The sequence below is a fragment of the Mesorhizobium sp. WSM4887 genome, assembly GCF_029625865.1.
Classification (GTDB): Bacteria; Pseudomonadota; Alphaproteobacteria; order Rhizobiales; family Rhizobiaceae; genus Mesorhizobium.
Map to the genome: position 1 here is coordinate 353,192 of NZ_JARTVP010000005.1, position 22,836 is coordinate 376,027.

Here is a 22,836-nt window from a genome sequence, read left to right on the forward strand (position 1 = left end):
GCCTCCAGTGACCTGGCGTCCCTCAAAATCATTTCCGCTATCAGCTGCCCAGGATTCCCATCTTTCATATGGATTGTCTTCCAGAGCGTCGGCAGTCCGCCAAAAGGGACAGAAGCTCGGCCATCACGGTTGCTGCCAGCAAAGACGTGATTTGTCCCGGCCCGTCATAGAGAGGGTTAACCTCGACCACGTCGCAGCCGACTAGGTTGATGTTTTTCAGTTTGCGCAGGATCGTCAGCGTCTCATGAGCAGAGAATCCGCCCGCCTCGGGCGTCTGCACTGCGGGCGCTGCCGACGGGTCCACGAAGTCTACGTCGAAGGTCAGGAATACCGGTCTTCCGGTGGTTCGGGCAGCAATATGTTCTGCCAGCTTTTCAGGCCCCATGGCGAACACGTCATCCGTCGTCAGGACGTCATATCCCAACTCTACCGATTGGCTGACATCCGTCGGGGAGAAAAGCGAGCCCCGCATTCCGATCTGGATCGAATGTGCGGTGTCGATGATGTTCTCTTCCACGCCGCGACGGAACGGGGTTCCGGCACTATACCGTTTGCCGGCGAAATAACTGTCCCAGGTATCGCTGTGCGAATCGAAATGGACAAGAGCAACAGGGCCATGTTTTGCGGCCACGGCGCGCAATTGAGGAAGCGTGACCGAGTGATCGCCGCCCAGTGACATCGGCACCACGCCCGCCGAGACGATTGCTGCAACGGCCTCTTCAATCTGCCTGTAGCTTTCCTCAAGATACCCTGGGACGACTCCGCAATCCCCCACGTCACGGACACGCAGTTCCTCGAAGACATGTAGGCCGCCGCGGTAGGGATTGATTGGGCGCAGCATGACCGACATGGCGCGGATTGCATTCGGTGCGAAGCGCGCACCTGTACGATAAGGTGCGCCGGAATCGGACGGTATGCCCAGAATGGCGGCGTCGATGCCTTCTAGGCTCGCATTCTGTTCTAGCCGCATGAAGGTTGACACACCGCAGAAGCGCGGAAGAGATAGCGAGTCGATGGGGAGCATGTTCGTCATGATGTTTTCCTCTCGATCAGGCGAGGCTTCGCGAATTTCGCCTCTCAAGATAGGCGGAAAGCTGTGACAAAACAGTCGTCATGACCAGGTAAATTATGGCCGTTGCGATGTAGAATTCAAACGGTCGAAATGTCGTTGCGATCAACATCTGAGAATACAAAGTTAATTCCATCACAGTTATAGTTGACAGCAACGATGTGTTCTTCAAGCAAGTAATTGCCTCGTTAGTCAATGGTGGAAGAATGATCCGGAAGACCTGCGGCAAGATAATTGTGGTCATCGTTTTGTGGCGGGAAATCCCGAGAGCCATGGCGGATTCCATCTGGCCGCGTGGGATCGCTGAAAGTCCAGCGCGAATTATCTCGGCCACATAGGCTCCCGAATTCACCCCCAGCGCCAGAACGCCGGCCACAAAAGGCGAGAGTTTTAAACCAAGCTGCGGAAAGCCAAAATAGACGATGAAGACCTGGATCAGCGTTGGAGTTCCGCGGATGAACCAGATGTAAAAGCTGCATAGCCAGCGTACCGGCTTAAGGCTCGAAGTCCTGCCGAGTGCCGCAGCGAGACCGCAAATCCAGCTTACGATGATGACAAGAATTGTGACTGCAAACACGATCCAGGCAGCATTCAGAAAGCCCGGGGCATAGACCCAAAGATTGTTGCTCATGCGCGCGCCTCAATAGGTTTCATGCAGGACGCGGCTCAGGAATTGCCGCAGCCGGTCGCTCTGGGGATTGCGCAGCAGCTCTTTCGACGGTCCCGATTCCGCAATCACACCACGATCAAAGAACAACGTACGTGAGCTCACATCACGGGCGAACGCGATCTCGTGCGTTACGATCAGCATTGTCATTCCCTCGTTCGCGAGCTCCGCCATAAGACTGAGCACTTCGCCAACGAGTTCGGGATCAAGCGCCGAAGTCACTTCGTCGAAAAGCATAGCCTTCGGCTGCATGGCGAGTGCGCGCACAATTGCCACCCGCTGCTGCTGACCCCCAGAAAGCTGCGACGGGTAATGATTACGGCGCTCCGCCAAGCCAATGCGAGCCAGAAGCTGCTCGGCCTGCTCCTCCGCATCGCGACGGCTGATGCCTTTCACGATCATCGGAGCGTGCATGACGTTTTCTATCACTGTCTTGTGTGGCCAGAGATTGTAACTTTGGAAAACCATGCCGATCTGGGCGCGTAGCTGCCTAAGATACTCGCCGCTTATTCTGTTCTTCCGATTCTCGCCGAAATTGACGACGAAATCCTGGAACTCGATTCGGCCTGCGGTCGGAACCTCCATCAGGTTCACGCAGCGCAGCAGTGTCGATTTGCCGGAGCCGCTGCCGCCGATGATAGCGACGATCTCGCCTCGGGCCACCTCGACAGAAACACCCTTCAACACCTTCAGGTCGCCGAAGCTTTTCTCGATGTCCTGAAGTTTCAGAAGAGGCGTGCCGTTCTGTACCTGTTCGGGACGCGTCATGAGGCGTCTCCCGGCCAGATCTCAATATGCAGATCCGTCGGCGTGCGAGCATCGCCATTGATCGGCGTGATGTCCTGCGGACAGGCGGAAATAACCAGCGTCAGGTCCATCTCGGCGCGAAGGACTACAGAGTCGCCCGCGACCGAACGAGGTGGCAGGCGGTCAACGCTGCCATCGGACGCCACCGGCACATTCATGAAAAGATTGAGCGACGCAGGGGTGAAAGAAACTTTGAGACCGATTTCATCCAGTGCATCATGCAGATTTCCAGTGCAGCTGCGATGATCCGCCGGCCCGCCAAGTTCACGGTAAATCTCCGAACTGCACGGACAAAGAAGCGTGTCATGATGTCCCGGTGTGGTGTCCTCGACGACCGTCATCATCAGCCGACGATGGTTGGAGACAAGACGCGTCCCGAGGTCGACGAAGATGTTGGAGTTGACCGACCGCGTATGATCCATCGAAAGATGTTCGTGTAGATCGTTTGCGGCGAACGCCCATGTATCCGATACCTGCGTACCGGCGGGGGTGGCAATGCGAATATGGTCGCCGGCCCTGACGGCGAATGCGCGACCGTGACTTGCTTTCACGACAGAAAGGTTCTTCATGAGGACTTATCAACCTTGGAAGGCGGCGCAACCGTATATCCTGCTTGCTCGAGACGCTCTCGCAAGCGGCCGGCCATGGACACGGCGTCGGGCGAGTCGCCGTGAACGCAAACGCTGTCTATGCGCCCGGGGATACGCTTCCCGGACTCGCAGATCACAGCTTCCGCTTCGATCATGCGCAGAACTCGGTCAGCTGCGAGGTCAGGGTCGTGGATCACAGCCCCGGCAAGCTTACGCGACAACAGATTTCCGGTGTCGGCGTAAGCACGATCAGCGTAGATCTCGCGTATCGGCTTTACGCCCGCGTTGATCGCCGCCTTTTCCGTGGCCATGGCAGGCATGACGATAAAGGACAAATTGCTGTCCAGCGCCGCTATCGCCCTTGTAATCGCAGCAGCCAAAGCCGGATCTTCAGCAGCCATGTTCCCCAGGGAGCCATGTGTCTTGACATGCGCTAGCTTGATTCCCTGGCTCGCTGCTAACGCGCCTAAGGCGCCGATCTGATATGTTATCTGCTTGGCGATGTCCTCAGGGCTCTCATCCAAGATGCGCCGACGACCGAACCCCCAAAGGTCGAGAAAGCTCGGATGCGCTCCGGCATTGACTCCGTTGGCCGCTGCAGCAGCCAACGTCCTATGCATGACCAGGGGATCGCCGGCGTGAAATCCGCAAGCAATGTTGGCTGACGTCACGATGGACATCATCGCTTCATCGTCGCCCAGCTTGTAGACGCCGAAACCCTCTCCCATGTCGCAGTTAATATCGATCGTGCGCACGATATGTCGGACTCCGTTATGAAAGGACGCGTTGGAAATCCGCGGACAAGCTATTTCGAGGTGCGGATCGGCTCCGATCGTGAAGATCGAATCCCGCAATTTCATTTGCTTGGCATAGGCTCCGTCAACGATCCCATCGGCAATCGTGTTGGCCCTCGCAACGAGGATCACAACGGCCCTCGTTGGTCCCGAAATCCGTTTCGAGATGGCTTGCGAAGTCGTCGGTCGAGCTTGCTTGTCATGAGTTCCCCTAAGGTAATTTCAACAGTCCAGCGAACTTTATCCGGTCAGGCTTGATATCTGGAGTATCGCTGGTATACCAATGGAACGCAAGAGGGATTTTAAAGCTAGGAATATGTTTCCATGCCTTCATGTTTGATTCCGAAGCCGATCCCACACTGAGAGCCGTCAGCAATGATTTCGGTGCGCAACAACCATAACTCCGACGAAGCGATGCAGCCGGAGAATTTCAGAGTAGCGATTGCCTTGTTGACTCAGCTTGTCACGTCGGAGGGTTGATTTCTCATGGAGATGCCGAAGCGCAACTTCCGGTTCCTCGATGCAGCCGAAGGCGGATTGGTCGTCGAGTTTGGCAGCACGATCGACGGCAAGACAAATGCGGCCGTTATGACGCTCGCTGAGACCTTGGGGGAAGCAAAACTCCGCGGAGTTCTCGAAGTCATCCCGACATATCGCTCGCTGTTCGTCCAGTTTGATCCGTTGCAGCTTTCAAAGTCGGAACTCAAAGAGGCAGTCACCTCCATGTGGGGCGCACCAAAGGTGCCCGACCGGCATGGAAGCCTTTGGCACATACCGGTATGCTATGGCGGCGATCACGGTATCGATCTGTCGTTTGTCGCCCGCACACATGGAATCGATGAAGCAGAGGTCGTCACAAGACACGCGGCTGTTACTTATCGCATCTATATGATCGGCTTCGCGCCCGGTTTCGCCTATCTTGGGGGACTCGATCCGCTCCTTCACACTAGCCGCCGCACCGAACCTCGACTGAAAACCCCACCCCGCAGCATATCCGTCGGTGGCATGCAAACCGCGGTGTCGCCACCGCTGGAAATTCCAAGTGGGTGGCACATGCTGGGAAGGACGGCGGTGCGCACCTACGATCCGGCGCGTCAGTCCGGGGCATTCCTCTTTGAACCTGGAGACTATCTGCGTTTTCACCCGGTGACGCAGGGTGAATATGACCGTCAACTTCAGGCCGCGGAAGCAGGGGAACCTGTTGCGGAGCGTGAGGATCATCGTGACTAACGAGCTCGAAATCATCGACGCAGGCGCTTTGTCGACCATCCAAGACAAGGGCCGGCTCGGCTATCAGCGCTTCGGCATATCTGCGTCGGGCGGCATGGATATGGTTGCCTTGCGGGCGGCCAACGCCTTGGTGGGAAATGGCGAAAATGCCGCTGCGATTGAGATGACACTGACGGGCATGACGTTCAGGGTTCGCGCAGGTCCATGCCATATCGCCTACGCGGGAGCATCTGCCTCGATCACCGTGGATGGAGTTCCTGCCGAGCCCTTTACAAGCTTCATTGCGGAACAAGGCGCCATCGTCACGATAGGCACAATGCGCGACGGACTGCGCGGCTATCTCGCTGTGGAAGGCGGCATCCTATCCCAACTAGTGCTGGGTAGCCGCGCCACGCATACGAGATCGAATATTGGCGGCCTTGACGGCGGGGCGCTGCGCACCGGTCAATGCGTTCCGGTTGGGTCGCCTTCAGATCCAGTGATTTGCCGGGAACTGGATCCCCAACTGATGCCATCTCATTTAGGTGCGGTTCGTGTTGTGCTCGGCCCGCAGGATGAGTTGTTCACCTCAGCAGGAATATCGGCTTTCCTCAATTCGGAATACCGGCTGTCGACGAAGGTCGATCGGATGGGGTGCCAATTGGAAGGCGAAGCGATCGAGCATTCCGGTGATTTCAACATCGTGTCCGACGGCATTGCCAACGGTAGCATCCAGGTGCCGGGCACGCGGCTGCCCATCATCCTTCTTGCGGATCGGCAAACAACAGGCGGATACGCCAAGATCGCAACTGTCATCGGGGCTGATCTTCGCAAAGTAGCGCAAGCGCGACCGGGACAGGCGCTGCGTTTCGAGGCTGTGGACGCAGACGCGGCTGAATGCATTGCAAGGAGCACGGAACAGGAGATCCAGGCGATGCTTGCCTCGGTGAGAAAGCGTTCTAATCCGGACGCCCCGCTCCATCCCGATCATTGGTGGACAATCGACCTACTGGGCGGTGTCGCGTCGGCCTGATCAGTTCATGGCGCCACGGGACTATTCGACACGAACTGTCAGGTTACCGACCCCCTCGATTTGCGCCCAAAGATGGTCACCCGGCTTGACTGGACCAACACCCGCTGGGGTGCCGGTCATGATCAAGTCACCCGCATTCAACTGGAACGACCGGGACAGCGCCGCGATCATCTCAGGCACCTTCCAGATCATCTGATCGAGGTTGCCTCGCTGGCGCTCCATTCCATCGATCGATAGTGATACCTCGCCTTTGGTGGGATGCCCTATGCGGGTGGCTGGTACAATTGCGCCGCAAGGCGCCGAACCGTCGAAGCCCTTGGCCACATCCCACGGCCGGCCGAGCTTCTTTGCTTCAGCCTGTACATCGCGCAATGTCATATCGAGTCCAATGCCATAGCCGAATACGCAATGCATCGCGGCTTCCAATGCAATGTCCTTGCCACCACTTCCCAGCGCCACGACCAATTCGACTTCGTGATGAACCTCTCCAACGCCTGCCGGAAAAGGAAAGATGCCATCAGTCGCAAGGGCCGAAACCGGTTTCAAAAAGAAAAACGGTGGCTCTCGGTTTGGATCATGCCCCATTTCGACGGCATGCGCCGCATAATTTCGCCCGATGCAAAATATACGGTTTGTAGGGAAACGCGCTGGACTGCCTTCCACCGCCAGCGTGACCGCAGGTTGCGGGGCCATCACGAAATCGGTTGTCATATGTCTCTCACTACTGTTGACCAGTGTCATGTTGGAGCGGCGACAGAGGCGGGGAAGCTATCTTAAGTCGCGGCGACAAGCTGAATTTCTACTGGCGCGTTGCCAGGCAGCGTCGCGACACCGATAGCGGCCCGGCTCCCGATCCCAGAGTCACCCAGTTCCGTGCGCAAAAATGCCGAAGCGAAGTCAGCCAGTTTCGCATGCGCGGTAAACCCGGGCTCGGCTGCCATATAGACGGTCAGCGCCACAATCGTCTTGATCTTCTCGCCGTCTCGCAACATTGTTCGGGCAGCGGCTAGCGCATTGGCGCAAGCCAGTTCGACCGCCTCGCTATAAATGTCCAACGGCGCGTCGCGCAGAACTAGTCCGGTCTTCGTAAGTACTCCGTCCTTACGCGGTGTCATTCCCGACGTGAAAATTAGGTTACCCTGCCGTGTTGCAGGAACATAGTCGCCCTGAGGCTTTGGCCCTCGCACACCAGTCATCAGCGATATCTTTCTATCAAGGACCCGAAACGCATTATCGCCTCGACAGCGGCATCACGGTCCTGAGAAAAATTCAATCTGACACTGTTTCCCGTGTGCGGACTGAATTCAGAGCCAGGCGTTACGATCACGCCGGCCTGAAGTCGCAATATTCTGACGAAATCGGCAGCCGATACCGACATTTTCGGAAGTTTCGGAAAGAAATAGCTGCCTGCCTGCGGCGATCGGACGACCACCCCATCGATGTCGAGTAGAACGGCGATCAAGTCATCGCGGATCAACAGGTGCTGTGAAATGCGGTTCTTGAACCATGCCGGTTCCTCGTTAAACCAACAGCGCAGCACGGCCTGGGAGTAGCCGGCCGCGCGCAAGCTGACAATTGCCTGCAGTTTCTCCATGCGAGCAATGACTTCCTTCGATCCGAACGCAACACCAAGACGATAGCCGGAAAGCGATTCCAATTTTGACGGGCCCATAATGGTGACGACGTTATCAGCGTCGATCGCCTCGGCGCGCAGATGGGAATAGTGTACGCCTGGATAGACGAGCCTCGAGTAGAGCTGGTCGACGATTACCGTGGCCTCGTATCGCTTGGCGAGCAAGGCGATCGCTGCAATCTCATCGGCGGAGTAGACGACGCCGGCTGGGTTGTTGGGGTTGGAAAACAAGAAGGCCCTCGCGCCAGCCCGAAAGGCACTTTCCAACTGGTCGAGATCAATCCCTGCCCTCTCATCCGTCGCTCCTTCGTAGTCTAGGCGCACAGGCATGATCTCGGCTTCGAAGAACTCCACTATCTTGCGATTGGCGAAATAGTCCGGCTGGACGATCGCTACCTTGTCTCCCCGCGTGACCGTCGCCGCAACAGCTAGGAACAGCGCACCCTGTGTCCCGGGCGTGATGATCAGGCCGTCCTCGGGATCGACAGACTTGCCGGTGAATGCAGCCAATTTGGGCGCAAGCTCGCGGCGAATGTCGCCATCACCGCGATACTCGGTATAGGCCTGGGCGCCACCTACCGCGACACCCGCTGAGAAAAGCTCGAACGAGCCCGGCGTCGGTTTATGAGCGTCAACGTCCCCATGGGAGAAGTCGACCCGTTTTCCTTTCAACGGTTCGCCGCGAAGGCTTAAATCCGTAGCGGCATTCTTCTGCCGGACCTCCTGACCGGGAGCACCCTCTACGCCCAGCTTCATGAACTTTGTTTCGATGAACATCGATTTCGGCCCCGTGGCGATAAAATGCGCATACGCGCCCTGCCCCTAAATAGCACTGGAAGAACGGTAGAAAATATGATTTTTTGCAGGTTCAAACAGTAGGAAATCTTTATCTTGGATATCCGTTTCCTAGAGAGTTTCATAGCTGTAGTCGACGATGGATCGGTCGCTGCCGCCGCGCGCCGACTTGGCCTTACGCCAGCCGCGGTGGCACAGCGTCTGCATACCCTGGAGATCGATGTCGGCCATCCGTTGGTCACGCGTGTCGGGCGCACAGTTCAGCCATCGGCATCAGGTCTGGCAATCCTCAAGCACGCCAGAATGCTTGTCGATTCCACTCGAGATTTGCGCGCACTGGCGGCAAATGATCAACCAAAGGGACGCTTGCGGCTCGGCGCAACAGCCACTGCCCTAACGGGGTTGCTTCCGGGCATTATTTCGCGGCTCAACGAACGCCACCCGCTGATCGAGTATTTCGTGCGACCCGGTTCGTCGATGGATCTCTATAGCGCGGTTACCCAGGGCGACCTCGATGCAGCACTCTTGGTACGCCCGGCGTTTCAAATGCCGAAGTCCACCGGTTGGTTGCCGGTCAGGGACGAACCATTGGTGTTGATCGCTCCACAGGCAATGCCATTGGAGGACGTTCGATCCGCCATCCAGCGACATCCCTTCATTCGCTACGACCGCAATCAATGGGGCGGACATCTGGTCGACCAGTATTTGCGGCGGCACCGATTCAAGGTTCGTGAATGGCTGGAGCTTGACGCCCTTGACGCGATTGCCGCTCTTGTCGACCGTGGACTTGGCATTTCCATCGTACCTGACTGGGCTCCGCCATGGCCCGAGGGACTTAAGCTTCGAAAAATCGTACTTGATCATACGGAAAGGCGCGTGACAGGCGTCCTCTGGAACAAGTCCGGGGTACAGATTGCAACCACGCGCGCGTTTGTGGAGTGCTGTCCTGAGAACCACGTTGAGTGAGCTCGCGGCGTCCAACCCCCGGCGATATGTCTAGCCAGTTGACAGATGGTTAGCCGCTTTACGTCGGGTACATGACGTCGTTTAGCGTGCAAGGGCGCTGCAGGTAGATCCACCAACCACTTAACCATTGAGGAATGAACCCGGCATGGCAGACCATTCGCAACGATGCTCTATTCCTGTCCGGCACGCATCTCATCAAGAAAATAATTGTACATTTTCAAAAAAATAAGTCAGTTGGGGCATCATCGATATCAGTCGACCTAAACGGACTCGAGACCCACGCGACTTCGAAGCATTAAGGGCGGAATGGACTATTAAGGATCCAATTCACTGCGCCAACAGCCGCGATCACGAAGCGTGGCCTACAGGCAGTTTCCACTTGAATTGTTTAATCTGACGGTTAATGTACGATCCTCTGATGAGACTGCAGCAAGGCTTCCCATGAGTGTGGTCGTACTATTTTCGGTGGGAGAATTTCGTGACTTCTTTTCAAATAGATTCGAGACCAGCCGCTTTAGAAACCAAAGCGATGCCTAAAGTCCTGGTGATTCAGCCGATTCATTCCGCCGGCTACGAGAAATTGAATGAGAGTGGAGTGATCGTATGCAAATGTCCTTCTTACGACGATGCGACCGTCCTTGAGCAAATCGCAGATGTCGACGCAGTGATCACGCGATCTGCTGGTCTTCAAGCCTTCGCGATGGACAGAGCGCCTCGACTGCGAGCTATCGTTTCTCATGGAAGCGGTGTGGACGCCATCGATATAGGCCATGCTACCAAGCTAGGAATTCCTGTCGCCAATACGCCTGGCGCAAATAGTAGCTCCGTCGCCGAGCATGCAATCGGTCTAATGCTCGCTACCTTGCGTTCTCTTACAGACGCCGATCGCGCGGTGCGCGAATGTGATTTCAATTTCAAATACCGTCGCGACTTGCGGGGCATATCAGGAAAGACCTTGGGCTTAATCGGCTTTGGCGCCATTGGCACACGTGTCGCTGCTATGGCACGTGCAGCTTTCGGCATGCGCATCGTCGTTCTCGCAAACCATACAAATGCTGCAAGCTTGGAGGAGCTCGGTTACGAGAAAGCCTCTCTGCTCGATGACCTACTGCGAGAGTCTGATGTCATAAGCTTGCACAGTGTCGTGAGCGACAAAACGAGAGGTATAATAGGCGAAAGAGAATTTCGACTTATGAAACAGACGGCCATTCTGATAAATACGGCTCGCGGAGCTCTCGTCGACGAAAGGGCTCTGCTAAATGCACTTCAGACCGGTCAGATTGCTGGCGCAGGGCTTGATGTGTTTTCTAGCGAAAGCATGTCGCCAGACAATCCGATACTCTCGGCGCCCAACACGGTGTTTAGTCCTCATATCGGTGGGTCCACTGTGGACGCCCTCGAGGCTACAGCAGTTGCTGCCGCAGAGCACATTCTTGCGCTGCTTTCAGGAAGTCGGCTCGATGTGATCAATACGGAATGCTGGGACCGCCGCAGGCATTGAATGATTTTCGCATCAGTCCTCAATCCACCAAGCGCTCTACTCCTGCGGCAAGCAGGTTAATCGCCAACCGAAAATCATCCATTTCCATGGCCTCATCCGGGTTGTGGCTTCCATTTTGATTTCGAACAAACAGCATTATGGTCGGGATACCCGCGTTGGCAAAAACCGCTGCGTCGTGCCCTGCTCCGCTGGCCATCTCAAATGAGTCAAGGCCAAGGTCTGACATAGATTTGCGAAAAGTCGTAAGGATAGACTCATCCATGAGGGCCGGCTGACTGGCCGTTTTTGGACCGAGTTCAACAGTGACATTGTATTTCCTTGCTGTTTCCCGGGCACAGCGTGTAAGTCTTTCATGCATATCTTCGAGAAAATCTGGCACGTGGCTTCTTACGTCGATAGAAAGAGAAACTTCACCAGCAATCTTGCTGAAAGCATGCTGCACTGGGTCGGTTGAAAATATGCCGACTGTGAACGTTAGGTCTGCGCCGTCAGCCTCCATTGCCACCCATTCGGCGTTGAGACGCGTCACCAACTCAGAGGCTGCGCTAACGGCATCGCGCCTAAAAGCGCGCGGCACAGCGCCCGAATGTGCATACTCGCCTATAATGCGAGCGTGCCTATATCGGAAACTCCCTCGTATGCCGGTGACCAGCGATACGGGTCGGTCAGCTCCGATGAGTACTGGACCTTGCTCGATGTGAAGCTCAATGTAAGCAAGGGTCTCGCCAGTTTTTACGTGCGCGACCCCAGCAGCCACAGAATCGGGATCAAATCCGGCTTCGAACATATGATCACGCAGCGAGCGACCCGTATCTGATCTCTGGACATCAAGTGCCTCGGACGGTAGCAAACCGAGCGCACCTTTGGAGCCGATGTACGAATAAGGAAACCAATTACTCTCTTCGGCGCGGATGGCCATCACAGCGACATTCGACCGAGGCCGGAAGCCTGCGCGATGCCAGCCGGATAGTACCGCCAGTCCCGCGATCACCCCTGCGGCTCCGTCATAGTTTCCACCTATAGGAACCGAGTCCATATGGGAGCCAATGATTACAGTCTTTGCGTTCGGATCGGACCCGCGCATCGTCACGTAGAGGTTGCCAGTGGCATCGATAGCAACGTCGAGCCCCATTCGCACGGCTTCTTCTTTGACCATATCATGTGCCAGCTGTTCGCCGGCACCGTATGCCGCGCGCGTGACACCTGCGCCGTCGCGCGTTGCATCTCGGAGTAATTCCAGCATGCGAGCGGCCAAATTGATGTCGGGGTCACAGATAGGCCCGTTCGTAGACGCAACAGCCATGATACTCCTCAAAGCCCCCAGCCGCCGGAAGGTCCACAACGAACCCAACCAACGCGGCCTTCAATTTTTCTCGATCTGGACCCGACCCGACACTGCCAGAGAGAGCAAGGCCCTGGCAGTTGGTGCCGCAGGGTGGAAACCTTCGAACCTCAATACTGCACGCTAGACCGACGAATCCGTATCTGTCCAGAAAATTTTGCATATAAATGTGCATATTAAACAATCCAAACCACCATATCCAATTTTGCTGCGTTCGTCTGTGATCCAACAGGCCGCATGCAGAGGCTCTATCCAGAGCAATTTCGAGATCGTGAAGAGCGGCGTTCGAAGTCAGACGATCGACAAACCACCACCGTTCACCTCAGCATGAATTGCTTATATGGCCGACAATAATACAATCTGCCCGCGACTGTCTTGGAATGAATGCACAATGTGCGGGATCACGGCACCTTGGAATTCAACAAGAAGATTAGAGCTCATCAGTCGCATGCATCGCGCTGCGCCAGCCTATCCAAGGTCGCACTGGCGATTGCCAGATTATGGCTAGCGCCGCTTGTATGCTCCGACAGGCGAAGCAAGGCCGGCCTATCAGGATCTTAAGAGCCCCTATTCTCGAGAAAGCGACCGAACACAAATAGACGCCGTCACCGATTGCGCGATGTTCGGGTCTCGCTAATGCCTCTGATTGCGAGCATAGTCTCAGAGGCGTTTTGGAGATGCGTACGCATAACCTCGCTGGCCCGATCCAAATCCCCGATAACGACAGCATCAATGATTGACAAATGCTCTTTGCACCAGTCACGCATTCTGCGGCGATTGTGATAACCGCCAAACTCAAGCGTACGCCGCAAACGGTTTTGTTGTTGGACTGCTTGTAAGAAAAAGGCATTGCCGCTGAATTCAGCGAACATTTCATGAAATGACGCGTCAGTGTCGAAAATCACGGCTGCGTCAAGCGCATCTACGTCAGGGTGAGAAAGCAGGTACATGTGCTGCATACGCGCCCGGTCGAGCAATGCGGGGTCTGACTTGAAGGTACTCAGCAGAAATATCGCCGGCTCTATAGTCGAACGAAATTCGTAGCTAGAATGTAGCGCAAGTTTCGAATCGAGGGTCGGGAGAAAGGTCCAACCGTGACCCTTGTTCCTGGCAACCAATCCGTCTTCGGCTAGCCGCATCAGTGTGCGAAGCATCACGACGCGGTCGACTCCATAACGTTGCGCGATGTCAGTCTGTGTCAACGAGTCAGGCAGGCTGCCGGCGAGACGATCGCGAATGAGCGTTTCGTAAAGCCTCTGATCTGCGGAAGCCGGAATCTCGATTTCAACTCGTTGCAGGGCGTCGAACGGCTTGACCAACACAAAGCCGATATTTTTCCGAGCTTCGACAATTCCCAAGCTGGACAGAAGTGCCAACGCAGAGCGTACTGGGGTGCGAGACAAGCCGAGTAGATCCGCAAGGTGCTGTTCGCGCAAGCGGTGCCCAGGCTCAAACTTTGCGTCCCGGATCAAATTCAATATTTGATTGGCCAGACGGTGCTGAGTTTGCCCAGATGGTCGCGCCATACTCGATGTTACGCTCGGCCTGCATATGCGCACAGCTTCGTCATATCAATAGTGCGCGAATCATAAGGATTGGATGCTGCAATTGGTTAAGTTCTAATTCTTCGAAGCCCGAGGGCGGCAGATCGGACCATCGGATTGGTGATGAAAGCCAATGCCTCAATGGTCAAGCCATAACAGTAAGACGTTGTGGGCACTCATTCAAGTGGAGCCGCAAGCGCGCCATCTGACCGCAGACTACGCCAAGCACACTGTTCGCTTTAAGCGGACGCCGTATATAAGCGCAGCGCTAGACACTTCCGATTTTGGTAAGGCCGGCGTGGGCATAGAGGCTGGCGAAACCAAACACGCCCGGGCAAGGCTACCAAAGCATGACGGGAAAGCTCTTTTGCCTACAGAGTTCAGTGGATCTCTGCTTACCCCGCGTCAGCCTCGGGAAGTGTCGCGTTTGGCACAGCCCTGGGGAAACGAAAGGAGCAAAATGATCCTACCAGTACGCTGTTGACGCGTGGCGCCGTATAGTCCACGTTTATTTAATCGGTTTAGTCGCGCCTCGTCGGCGCGACCCCATGCAAACATGCACGATCGGGCGACAAGAACCAAACAAGACAGCTCCGGCCGCAAGGGTCGCGACATCAATGTGGACTTGATCGCGCTTGTCGCGGCCGTCCCCGAGAGTGAGCCCTGTGTTCTCACGGTCGGACAGCGTGACGCCCTTCCCTCAGGTCCCTTTGAGCTCGGTCATCGTTCGCTGCAATCGGGCCTGCGGGACTGGGTCGAGCAACAGACAGGGCACCCGCTGGGCTACATTGAACAGCTGTATACCTTCGCCGACCGTGACCGGATTAGCACTGGGCGAGAGCAGCGCAACATCTCCATAAGCTATCTAGCGCTGACCCGGCAGGAAGCTAAGGCGGTATCGCGAAAGTCGCGCTGGAAAAGTTGGTATGACTATTTTCCGTGGGAAGATCATCGATCCGGCACCCCGGAGGCGTTGAATGTCGTGCAGCCGCGCCTGATTGCCTGGGCGAAGGAAGCCAGCAGTGCTGCCGCCCGGCGCGAGCGCCGCCAACGCGCGGCGATCGCCTTCGCCTTCGACGACCGCCCATGGAACGAGGAACTCGCGCTCCACCGCTACGAGCTGCTTTACGAAGCCGCGATGGTTGAGGAGGCAGGCGGCGGCGCGAAAACAACTCTCCCGGCGGCAGTCTCAGGCAAGGCGATGGTCGCCGACCATCGCCGTATTTTGGCAACCGGCATCGCAAGGCTACGCTCAAAAATCAAATACCGGCCGGTTGTCTTCGAGCTGATGCGAACGTCCTTTACGCTGCTTCAGCTGCAGCGAACAGTGGAAGCATTGGCCGGCAGGCTCATTAACAAGCCGAACTTTCGCAGACTTGTGGAGCAGCAGGAATTAGTGGAGGAGACCGGCGAGACGTCTCTCGATACGGGCGGCCGTCCGGCAAAGCTTTATCGCTTTCGCCATGCCGTTCTCGACGACAGTGCCGTCGTTCCTGGGACAAAATTGCCGCTGACGCGGGCTTGACAGCCTTTATAGTCGGCGTAGATATATCCCCCTTATAGTCACGCAGAACATAATTGGGAGGCGCGGATGATTGGCGCGTTACCAACAGCCGCATCCCTCTACGATCGCGTCCGGCGGGTGATCCCGCCGATCGAATGGCCAGCCTTCACCGGCGACATCGACGCGATCTTGGCGCTGAAGCGCGAGCGCAACGCCGTGATCCTGGCGCACAATTACCAGACGCCTGAGATCTTCCATTGCGTGGCCGACATTGTCGGGGACAGCCTGGCGCTTGCCCGCAAAGCGATGTCGGTCGATGCGGACATCATCGTGCTGGCCGGCGTGCATTTCATGGCCGAGACGGCCAAGCTGCTCAATCCCGGCAAGACCGTGCTCATTCCGGATCTCGGCGCCGGCTGCTCGCTAGCCGACTCCATCACCGTTTCTGACGTGCGCCTGATGCGGCAGCGCTATCCGGGCGTCCCCGTCGTCACCTACGTCAACACCTCCGCGGCGGTAAAGGCAGAGTCCGATATCTGCTGCACCTCTGGCAATGCGCTGGCGGTGGTGGAATCGCTCGGCGCGCCGCGGGTGATTATGCTGCCCGACGAATACCTGGCAAGGAACATCGCGGCGCAGACGGAGGTCGAGATCATCGCCTGGAAGGGACGCTGCGAGGTGCATGAGCGCTTCGCGGCGGCCGATATCCGCGAACTGCGGGAAGCGCATCCGGGCGTGACCGTGCTCGCACACCCCGAGTGCCCGCCAGAGGTGGTCGCGGAAGCGGATTTCTCCGGTTCGACGGCTGCCATGTCAGACTATGTCGGGCAGCATAAGCCGGCCCGCGTGGTGCTGATGACCGAGTGCTCGATGAGCGACAATGTCGCGGTCGAGCATCCTGACGTCGATTTCGTGCGTCCCTGCAACCTCTGTCCGCACATGAAGCGCGTCACGCTTGCCAACATTCGTACCGCGCTCGAGGAGAATCGACACATCGTCACGATCGATCCGCATGTCGCTGAGCGGGCGCGCTGGGCGGTGGAGCGCATGCTCTCGGTATGAAGCCGGACATCCAGGACATTGGTGGGGCACCGGTCATTGTCGGCGCCGGCATCGCCGGGCTGATGACGGCGCTTCACCTGGCGCCTCAACCGGTCGTGCTCCTCTGCGGAACCGCGCTCGGCACCGATACCTCGAGTACACTCGCTCAGGGCGGGCTCGCGGCAAGTCTCGGATCCGACGACAGCCCCGAACTGCACCTGACTGATACGCTTGCTGCCGGCGACGGCCTTTGCAATGAATCGATCGCAAGGCGGGTTGTCGAGGCGACACCTTGCGCAATCGAATACCTTGTTCGTCTTGGCGCTCCTTTCGACCGCGATTTGGACGGGAAGCTTCGGCTTGGCCTGGAGGCCGCCCATTCTCGCCGCCGCGTCGTACATGCCGCCGGCGACGCCACCGGCCGCGAGTTGTTCCGCGCTTTGCTCGCCGCGGCACGCCGGACAAGTTCGATCAAGATCCTGGAAGGCATGACCGCACTGCGCCTGGTCGTGGAGGAGCGCGGAATTGTGGGCATTTTAGGAGTACTGCGTAGAGACCTATGCGCGTTGCCCACGCGCCGTGTGGTGCTTGCGACTGGCGGCATCGGGGGTCTCTTTAACGACTCGACCAACCCGCTTACCTCGTTTGGGCATGGCTTAGCACTTGCGGCCTGCGCCGGCGCGGAGCTCGCCGATCTCGAATTCGTTCAGTTCCACCCCACCGCGCTCGATGTTGCGCGCCGGCCGATGCCGCTTGTGAGCGAAGCGGTGCGCGGCGAAGGCGCCATGCTGGTGGACGAGGATGGTAATCGCTTCCTCGCCGGCACACCTGGCGGCGAGCTCGCGTCGCGCGATGTGGTCGCGCGCGCAATTTCGGATCAACTAGCAGCGGGGCATCGTGTCTATCTCGATGCGCGGCACTGCCTCGGCGCCAAATTCGCAAAACGATTTCCTGCGATCGAGGCGGCTTGCAAGCAGGCCGGCATTGATCCGGCCGTGGAGCCGATACCCGTGCGTCCCGCCGCGCACTATCACATGGGCGGGGTGGCAGTGGATGCCGAAGGCCGCAGTTCCGTCAACGGCCTGTGGGCATGCGGCGAGGTTGCACGTACCGGACTCCACGGCGCCAATCGGCTCGCCAGCAACTCGCTTGCCGAAGCAGTGACAACGGCCGCCTGGGTTGCCGCAAGCGTCGCGGGCACTTGCGCCGGCTGGCAGTGGCCCAGATTTCCCGCAATGGCTCCCCGGCGACCCGACCCTTCAACTATACGCCAACTCGTCTCCAATGCGCTTGGCATCAAGCGCAACGGCAAGGCCCTGCGCGACGCAGTGGCGACACTGTTGCCTATAGCCGTTGGCGAAAGGGCGGCCGCCGACCCGTCGCTGGTTGCGTTGCTGATCGCGATCGCGGCACTTCGGCGCGAGGAGAGCCGCGGCTCTCACTACCGATCAGATTTCCCTAGCCGTGCAAATGCCGCCCTCCCCTCGCGACTGACACTCGCCACCGCTTCCGAGAATGCCGTCGCGCTCAGCTGGCAGACATCCGAACGGAGCTGTTGATATGACTTCACTTGCACCGCTTCCCCAGATCATCATGGAACCCATCGTGCGCAGCGCCCTTCTGGAAGATCTGGGCAGAGCCGGCGACCTCACCAGCGACGCGATTATACCCTCCGACTACAAAGCGACCTTTGCGTTGAACGCTCGGCAGGCTGGCGTTGTTGCCGGGCTCGATCTGGTCATGTTTGCATTCCTCCTCGTCGATCCTGCAATCAGCATGCAGCTAAGGTGCCCAGAAGGCGGCAAGGTTTCGGCCGGGGAAACCATTGCAAATGTCAGCGGACCGGCGCGTAGCCTGCTCACAGCCGAGCGGACCGCGCTCAATTTTCTCTCCCGCTTAAGCGGGATTGCAACGGCGACAGCTGCACTCGTCGAGGCGGTGCGCGGTCACAACGCAAAGATCGTCTGCACGCGAAAGACGACGCCTGGCCTTCGCGTCCTGGAAAAATATGCCGTACGTGCAGGGGGCGGCGCCAATCACCGCTTTGCGCTCGACGACGCCGTGCTCATCAAGGATAACCATATCGCCATTGCCGGCGACATCCGCACCGCAATAGAGCGAGCGCGCGGTGCAATAGGCCATATGGTCAAGATCGAGGTAGAAGTCGACACTTTGGATCAACTGGAAATGGCGCTCGAAGTGGGAGTGGACGCCGTGCTCCTCGACAACATGTCGGTCGAAGACCTTGTCCAGGCTGTGGCGATGGTCGGCGGTCGTGCAGTGACTGAAGCCTCCGGACGGGTGACGCGGGCGAGCGTCGCCGCAATTGCGGCGACCGGCGTCGACCTGATCTCGGTTGGCTGGCTTACCCACAGCGCGCCGATCCTCGACATCGGGTTGGATGTCCCGGTCGACGGGAATTGCAGCAGACGTTTGAACTGATGGAACGGGCAATGAAACGCACTCGCCGGAATGCGCCGGGCGGGAGGCGTGGCCGGTGCCGTCCTCAAAGCGCCTGCAACCACTACGCGACCAAGGGATACCGTTCAAATTGGCGAGGGGCGAAATGACGGACAGGGAGCTAGCAACGGCCCGAGGCGACGCCCTTAGCTCTATCATCTGCCGCCTCGACGAACTGCGCCAGACGGCTGCGTCTCACGGGCTGGATTTTCTCGGCTATCTGCTGGACGTCGCCTTCACCGAATCCTGCGACGCGATCAGGAAAGAGCGCTCAGCCGCTCAAGTCGAAGAAACGACGATAGGCACCGAGACGGCCAACGACCACCAGAGGCCGGGTTGGGATTGCAAGTAGCTCTGGAGGATAGGATGCGCAAAATCGTCGCCGGCAAGCTGCACGGCATCCACGTCACCGAGGCCAATCTCAACTACCATGGCTCGATCACGCTCGATCCCGACCATTGCGAGGAGGCGGGCATCCTGCCGATGGAATTCGTCGATATCTGGAACAAGGACTCGGGCGCACGGATCTCAACCTATGTGATCCTTGGCGAACGAGGGTCCCGCTGCTGCATCCTCAACGGCGCCGCGGCCCGGACCTGCCAGCCAGGCGATCAGGTCATCATCTGCAATTCGGTCTATGTGCAGGAGAGGGAGCTAACCGCGCTCAAGCCGCGCGTGCTAACCTTCGACAAGGACAATTGCATCGTCGACCGATTGACCTATTCGGTCGTGATCACCGCAAGCGGAGGTTACAGTTTTTCGATATTAGACGTCGCTGGCAAGCCACTGCCCATACCCGCGCTTGTTGCCAAATAGAAATTCGGCTCGGCGGCCGGTCTTTGGATTGCTGGCCGCCGGGATAACCCTTGAAGCGGAGGTAGAATGAACTCGCAGCTACATGTGGACACGACTGGTGAGCCGATCAACCCAGGGTCCCCGCAATGGACCCGGCAAGCAGCCGAGGCAATCTACGACCTGCCGTTCAACGATCTGCTTTTCCGAGCCCAGACCGTCCACCGCGAGAATTTCGACCCAACCGGGTGCAGCTTTCGCGCCTGCTGTCGATCAAGACTGGCGGCTGCCCCGAGGATTGAATCCTGAAGTTTGCCGCATCGCAAGCCAAACGAGGGGATGTCCAGCCAATTGCTCAGCGCACGGTCCAAGGCATTTCTCCGCTTTCAGCGTCGGCTGCGGCGATTTCCCGGAATATCGGTTATTTCCTTGGGACAAGGACTTGTCCTGCATCGGAAATAGCGTCCGGCTCACGTCTTTTGGCTGGCGAGGCGCTCGAGCGCATCCACGATCAAATCACAGAATTTCTGATGGTCGAGCTTCATCGCCACGTTGTGGCGGAAGTTCACCTGCTCGCTTGCCGTGCCGCCGAAATGGTGCATGCCGCCCATCTTCTCGAAATTGCAGACCGTCATGCCCTTGGTCCAGCGTCCAGCGATCTCGACGCGGATGTCGGCCTTCTCGGTGGTGAACACGCTTCCGTCGATCATGGCCGCGACGCAGCAGGCGTCATGGACGGCGGGATATTCGATCTGCAGCAGGCCGCCATGCGTGGTCGCGATGAATTCCCAGATGTCGAGGACGAATTTGGCAATCGGGCCGCCGACGGCGCGCACCCTGTCCTGCAGTGCCTTGGTGGCCAGAGCCTGGTGCGTCAGATCGAGCCCGACCATCGTGACGTCCCAATTGGCGCGGAACACCGCGTCAGCGGCCTCTGGATCGGCGTAAATGTTGAACTCGGCCGCTGGGGTAATGTTGCCGCGCGTGTAGCTGCCGCCCATGGCGACGACCTTCTTCACCCGCCCGATGATGCGCGGATCCTTGCGGATGGCCAGGGCGATGTTGGTGTAGGGGCCGACCGGCACCAGCGTGACGGTCTTCGGCTCATGCGCCATGACGGTGTCGATGATGAAGTCGACGGCATGCCGCCTGACGAGCTCGAAGGAGGCCGGCGGCAGCACGGGGCCGTCGAGCCCGGTCTCGCCATGGATCTCGACAGCCAGCACCTGATCGATGATCAAAGGGCCGGGCGAGCCCTTCGCCACCGGCACCTTGATGCCATAGGCGGTGCAGACAGAAAGCGCGTTGCGAGTGGTGTTCTCGACATTGTGGTTGCCCGAAACCGTGGTGATGCCGAGGAGGTCGATGTTCGGGTTGCCTGCCGCGAGCAGGATGGCGATGGCGTCGTCGTGCCCAGGGTCGCAGTCCAGGATGATCTTTTCCATAATTCACCTCAGAGGATCGTAACTAACTGATTTATCAAACAAGCCGAAACCACTTACCCCATGGTTTGACGCGAAGGCTTGTCTGCTTTTGCGCGAGGACTGGAGCATAGATTCTGAGAGGATCCAGTTTCGAGCCTAGCACCAAACGCTTCGTCGTCTGCGACTCCCTCGCCTTCTAGATGCAATTGTTCAATGATCGGTCCGGTCAACTGGCGCAGCGTACGGCGACAACTCGCGAGGAAGGAAATTACCATCGCCCGGCGTACCCAGGATTTCGCCGTTCTCCATAACCTTTTTCCCTCGCAGGAACGTCATTACAGGCCACCCCGTGATTTCAATGCCCTCGTAGGGCGTGTAGTCGGCGCCGTGATGCATGAGTTCCTGGCGGATGGTCTCTTTGCGGTTTGCATCCCAAAGGACGATGTCGGCGTCAAAGCCCGGCGCAATCGACCCTTTTTTAGGGTAAAGGCCATACATCTTGGCATGGTTGGTGGAAGTCAGCGCGACGAATTCGTTTAGCGTAATTCGCCCCTCGACGACGCCTTTTGAGAAAAGAATTTGAAGCCTGGTTTCAACACCAGGAATACCGTTGGGCACCCACTTGAAAGAGGTTCTTGCCTTTGCATTGAGCTTTCCCATCTCCCCCTCGTAGAAGAAGGGACAGTGATCGGATGAGAACGTCTGAAAAACGCCTGACTTTATGCCTTCCCAAATCGCGGCCCAGCTGGCCGTGTCGCGCGGAGGAGGCGAGCAGACGTATTTTCCGCCGCTCTCGTCCATGTTGAGCCCCTTCAGGTCATCCGCTGTGAGGGCAACATACTGGGGACACGTTTCGCCGTAGACCTTTAGTCCCTTCTGTTGCGCCCAGCGCAGTTGCTCCATGGCCTCGCGGCCGGAAACGTGAACGATCATGATCGGCACGTCTGTAAGCTCGGCATGGCTAATGGCGCGATGGGTCGCTTCCCGCTCGACTGATTCCGGCCTGGAGACCGCGTGGTAGTACGGAGCTTTCTTGCTGGCCAGCTCGAGCTTCTCCGTCATGAACCGGATCGCGTCGTATCCCTCGCAATGGACCATCACGAGCGCCCCGCAGCCGCGTGCGCAATCGAACACTTCCAGGATCTGGCGGTCACTCAGTACAAGGTCTTCATAGGTCATGAAGACCTTGAATGACGTATAGCCGTCGCTGACGAGCGACGGGAGCTCCTGGCCCAGAACACTGGGGGTGGGATCCGAAACGATCAGGTGGAAGCCATAGTCGCAATAGCTCTTGCCGTCGGCCTCTTTGTGATAGTCGAGCACGCTGGCTCTCAACGAGGCACCCCGAGGCTGAAGCGCAAAAGGTATGACCGTCGTGTTTCCACCGGCGATGGCCGACCGGGTCCCGCTTTCAAATCCGTCAGCCATCGCGGGTCCGCCAAACGCCGGCTGCGCCAGGTGGACGTGGCTGTCTATTCCCCCCGGCATGACAAGGAGCCCGTCCGCCCGAACCTCGTTGTCGGAGCGATCCAGATTCTCCCCGACGGCAACAATGCGGCCGCCACTGATGCCGACATCAGCGCGCACTGTATCGGCTGCGGTGACAACGGTGCCACCGCGGATAACCAAATCGTATCTCTGCATGGTCGTTCCTGACTGACTTTC

The 22,836-nt window shown here is 57.9% G+C and carries 22 protein-coding genes and 1 pseudogene; 11 read left to right on the plus strand and 12 right to left on the minus strand.

Features of this window, described 5'->3' with window-relative positions; all coding sequences use genetic code 11:
* Positions 1-64: 64 nt before the first annotated feature.
* Genes speB through P9230_RS20975 form a run of 5 tightly spaced genes read right to left on the minus strand, consistent with a single transcriptional unit; the run spans position 65 to position 3,888 of the window.
* The gene (gene speB / locus P9230_RS20955) at positions 65-1,033 is read right to left on the minus strand and encodes an agmatinase (protein WP_278120740.1); all 969 of its coding nucleotides are present in this window, start codon (positions 1,031-1,033) and stop codon (positions 65-67) included.
* A gap of 16 nt (positions 1,034-1,049) precedes the next feature.
* Complete coding sequence (locus tag P9230_RS20960; RefSeq protein ID WP_278120741.1) at positions 1,050-1,700, minus strand: amino acid ABC transporter permease; 651 nt, start codon at positions 1,698-1,700, stop codon at positions 1,050-1,052.
* 9 nt (positions 1,701-1,709) lie between these two features.
* A complete protein-coding gene (locus tag P9230_RS20965) occupies positions 1,710-2,504 on the minus strand; it encodes an amino acid ABC transporter ATP-binding protein (RefSeq protein ID WP_278120742.1) in 795 nt (264 codons plus the stop codon).
* Entirely contained in the window at positions 2,501-3,112 is a 612-nt protein-coding gene (locus P9230_RS20970; protein WP_278120743.1) for an urea carboxylase-associated family protein, read from the minus strand. The genes P9230_RS20965 and P9230_RS20970 overlap by 4 nt, the downstream gene beginning before the upstream one ends.
* The gene (locus tag P9230_RS20975) at positions 3,109-3,888 is read right to left on the minus strand and encodes a 5-oxoprolinase subunit PxpA (RefSeq protein ID WP_278120807.1); all 780 of its coding nucleotides are present in this window, start codon (positions 3,886-3,888) and stop codon (positions 3,109-3,111) included. Before P9230_RS20975 ends, P9230_RS20970 begins: the two co-directional genes overlap by 4 nt.
* Positions 3,889-4,413: 525 nt before the next feature.
* Here P9230_RS20975 and pxpB point away from each other — a divergent pair.
* Both pxpB and P9230_RS20985 read left to right on the plus strand, forming a co-directional pair.
* Positions 4,414-5,157, plus strand: a complete 744-nt coding sequence (gene pxpB, locus P9230_RS20980) for a 5-oxoprolinase subunit PxpB (RefSeq protein ID WP_278120744.1) — start codon at positions 4,414-4,416, stop codon at positions 5,155-5,157.
* The gene (locus P9230_RS20985; RefSeq protein WP_278120745.1) at positions 5,138-6,169 is read left to right on the plus strand and encodes a biotin-dependent carboxyltransferase family protein; all 1,032 of its coding nucleotides are present in this window, start codon (positions 5,138-5,140) and stop codon (positions 6,167-6,169) included. The genes pxpB and P9230_RS20985 overlap by 20 nt, the downstream gene beginning before the upstream one ends.
* A gap of 21 nt (positions 6,170-6,190) precedes the next feature.
* Here P9230_RS20985 and P9230_RS20990 read toward each other — a convergent pair whose 3' ends face one another.
* The 3 genes from P9230_RS20990 to P9230_RS21000 all read right to left on the minus strand — a co-directional run bounded on the left by P9230_RS20990 (position 6,191) and on the right by P9230_RS21000 (position 8,579).
* Complete coding sequence (locus tag P9230_RS20990) at positions 6,191-6,880, minus strand: fumarylacetoacetate hydrolase family protein (protein ID WP_278120746.1); 690 nt, start codon at positions 6,878-6,880, stop codon at positions 6,191-6,193.
* A gap of 62 nt (positions 6,881-6,942) precedes the next feature.
* The gene (locus tag P9230_RS20995) at positions 6,943-7,365 is read right to left on the minus strand and encodes a RidA family protein (protein ID WP_278120747.1); all 423 of its coding nucleotides are present in this window, start codon (positions 7,363-7,365) and stop codon (positions 6,943-6,945) included.
* Entirely contained in the window at positions 7,365-8,579 is a 1,215-nt protein-coding gene (locus P9230_RS21000) for a pyridoxal phosphate-dependent aminotransferase (protein ID WP_278120748.1), read from the minus strand. The genes P9230_RS20995 and P9230_RS21000 overlap by 1 nt, the downstream gene beginning before the upstream one ends.
* 114 nt (positions 8,580-8,693) lie before the next feature.
* On the opposite strand from P9230_RS21000, the gene P9230_RS21005 reads away from it, so the two are divergent.
* Positions 8,694-9,563 (plus strand): LysR family transcriptional regulator, encoded by an 870-nt coding sequence (locus tag P9230_RS21005; RefSeq protein WP_278120749.1) that lies wholly within the window; start codon positions 8,694-8,696, stop codon positions 9,561-9,563.
* 478 nt (positions 9,564-10,041) lie between these two features.
* Positions 10,042-11,064 carry a hydroxyacid dehydrogenase gene (locus tag P9230_RS21010; protein WP_278120750.1) on the plus strand — a complete coding sequence of 341 codons (1,023 nt, stop codon included), beginning with the start codon at positions 10,042-10,044 and terminating at the stop codon, positions 11,062-11,064.
* Positions 11,065-11,083: 19 nt separating this feature from the next.
* Here the strand turns inward: P9230_RS21010 and P9230_RS21015 are convergent, their stop codons facing one another.
* Together P9230_RS21015 and P9230_RS21020 are read right to left on the minus strand one after the other, a co-directional pair.
* Positions 11,084-12,367 carry a Zn-dependent hydrolase gene (locus P9230_RS21015; protein ID WP_278120751.1) on the minus strand — a complete coding sequence of 428 codons (1,284 nt, stop codon included), beginning with the start codon at positions 12,365-12,367 and terminating at the stop codon, positions 11,084-11,086.
* Positions 12,368-13,011: 644 nt separating this feature from the next.
* A complete protein-coding gene (locus P9230_RS21020; RefSeq protein ID WP_278120752.1) occupies positions 13,012-13,932 on the minus strand; it encodes a GntR family transcriptional regulator in 921 nt (306 codons plus the stop codon).
* Positions 13,933-14,506: 574 nt separating this feature from the next.
* On the opposite strand from P9230_RS21020, the gene P9230_RS21025 reads away from it, so the two are divergent.
* The 7 genes and pseudogenes from P9230_RS21025 to P9230_RS21055 form a co-directional block, all read left to right on the plus strand.
* Positions 14,507-15,475, plus strand: coding sequence for a hypothetical protein (locus tag P9230_RS21025; protein WP_278120753.1), 969 nt, complete (start codon positions 14,507-14,509; stop codon positions 15,473-15,475).
* A 66-nt stretch (positions 15,476-15,541) separates the two neighbouring features.
* On the plus strand, positions 15,542-16,516 hold the full coding sequence (gene nadA, locus P9230_RS21030; RefSeq protein WP_278120754.1) for a quinolinate synthase NadA: 975 nt from the start codon (positions 15,542-15,544) through the stop codon (positions 16,514-16,516).
* Positions 16,513-18,054 carry an L-aspartate oxidase gene (locus P9230_RS21035; protein ID WP_278120755.1) on the plus strand — a complete coding sequence of 514 codons (1,542 nt, stop codon included), beginning with the start codon at positions 16,513-16,515 and terminating at the stop codon, positions 18,052-18,054. The genes nadA and P9230_RS21035 overlap by 4 nt, the downstream gene beginning before the upstream one ends.
* Before the next feature lies 1 nt (position 18,055).
* Positions 18,056-18,937, plus strand: a complete 882-nt coding sequence (nadC, locus tag P9230_RS21040; RefSeq protein WP_278120808.1) for a carboxylating nicotinate-nucleotide diphosphorylase — start codon at positions 18,056-18,058, stop codon at positions 18,935-18,937.
* 124 nt (positions 18,938-19,061) lie between these two features.
* Positions 19,062-19,307 (plus strand): hypothetical protein, encoded by a 246-nt coding sequence (locus tag P9230_RS21045; protein ID WP_278120756.1) that lies wholly within the window; start codon positions 19,062-19,064, stop codon positions 19,305-19,307.
* 14 nt (positions 19,308-19,321) lie between these two features.
* Positions 19,322-19,771 (plus strand): aspartate 1-decarboxylase, encoded by a 450-nt coding sequence (panD, locus tag P9230_RS21050; protein ID WP_278120757.1) that lies wholly within the window; start codon positions 19,322-19,324, stop codon positions 19,769-19,771.
* Between the two features lie 66 nt (positions 19,772-19,837).
* A pseudogene (locus P9230_RS21055) lies at positions 19,838-20,046 on the plus strand (biotin synthase); the annotation flags it as partial.
* 171 nt (positions 20,047-20,217) lie between these two features.
* On the opposite strand, the gene P9230_RS21060 reads toward P9230_RS21055, so the two are convergent.
* Both P9230_RS21060 and hydA read right to left on the minus strand, forming a co-directional pair.
* A complete protein-coding gene (locus P9230_RS21060; protein ID WP_278120758.1) occupies positions 20,218-21,192 on the minus strand; it encodes a nucleoside hydrolase in 975 nt (324 codons plus the stop codon).
* A gap of 189 nt (positions 21,193-21,381) precedes the next feature.
* Positions 21,382-22,815, minus strand: a complete 1,434-nt coding sequence (hydA, locus tag P9230_RS21065; RefSeq protein WP_278120759.1) for a dihydropyrimidinase — start codon at positions 22,813-22,815, stop codon at positions 21,382-21,384.
* Positions 22,816-22,836 lie beyond the last annotated feature (21 nt).

Excerpts from the sequence above, each read along its gene's own strand:
- speB (WP_278120740.1), bottom strand. The coding sequence starts at position 1,033 with ATGACGAACATGCTCCCCATCGACTCGCTATCTCTTCCGCGCTTCTGC.
- P9230_RS20960 (WP_278120741.1), bottom strand. The coding sequence starts at position 1,700 with ATGAGCAACAATCTTTGGGTCTATGCCCCGGGCTTTCTGAATGCTGCC.
- P9230_RS20965 (WP_278120742.1), bottom strand. The coding sequence starts at position 2,504 with ATGACGCGTCCCGAACAGGTACAGAACGGCACGCCTCTTCTGAAACTT.
- P9230_RS20970 (WP_278120743.1), bottom strand. The coding sequence starts at position 3,112 with ATGAAGAACCTTTCTGTCGTGAAAGCAAGTCACGGTCGCGCATTCGCC.
- pxpB (WP_278120744.1), top strand. The coding sequence starts at position 4,414 with ATGGAGATGCCGAAGCGCAACTTCCGGTTCCTCGATGCAGCCGAAGGC.
- P9230_RS20990 (WP_278120746.1), bottom strand. The coding sequence starts at position 6,880 with ATGACAACCGATTTCGTGATGGCCCCGCAACCTGCGGTCACGCTGGCG.
- P9230_RS20995 (WP_278120747.1), bottom strand. The coding sequence starts at position 7,365 with ATGACTGGTGTGCGAGGGCCAAAGCCTCAGGGCGACTATGTTCCTGCA.
- P9230_RS21000 (WP_278120748.1), bottom strand. The coding sequence starts at position 8,579 with ATGTTCATCGAAACAAAGTTCATGAAGCTGGGCGTAGAGGGTGCTCCC.
- P9230_RS21015 (WP_278120751.1), bottom strand. The coding sequence starts at position 12,367 with ATGGCTGTTGCGTCTACGAACGGGCCTATCTGTGACCCCGACATCAAT.
- P9230_RS21020 (WP_278120752.1), bottom strand. The coding sequence starts at position 13,932 with ATGGCGCGACCATCTGGGCAAACTCAGCACCGTCTGGCCAATCAAATA.
- P9230_RS21025 (WP_278120753.1), top strand. The coding sequence starts at position 14,507 with ATGCACGATCGGGCGACAAGAACCAAACAAGACAGCTCCGGCCGCAAG.
- nadA (WP_278120754.1), top strand. The coding sequence starts at position 15,542 with ATGATTGGCGCGTTACCAACAGCCGCATCCCTCTACGATCGCGTCCGG.
- P9230_RS21035 (WP_278120755.1), top strand. The coding sequence starts at position 16,513 with ATGAAGCCGGACATCCAGGACATTGGTGGGGCACCGGTCATTGTCGGC.
- nadC (WP_278120808.1), top strand. The coding sequence starts at position 18,056 with ATGACTTCACTTGCACCGCTTCCCCAGATCATCATGGAACCCATCGTG.
- P9230_RS21045 (WP_278120756.1), top strand. The coding sequence starts at position 19,062 with ATGACGGACAGGGAGCTAGCAACGGCCCGAGGCGACGCCCTTAGCTCT.
- panD (WP_278120757.1), top strand. The coding sequence starts at position 19,322 with ATGCGCAAAATCGTCGCCGGCAAGCTGCACGGCATCCACGTCACCGAG.
- P9230_RS21060 (WP_278120758.1), bottom strand. The coding sequence starts at position 21,192 with ATGGAAAAGATCATCCTGGACTGCGACCCTGGGCACGACGACGCCATC.
- hydA (WP_278120759.1), bottom strand. The coding sequence starts at position 22,815 with ATGCAGAGATACGATTTGGTTATCCGCGGTGGCACCGTTGTCACCGCA.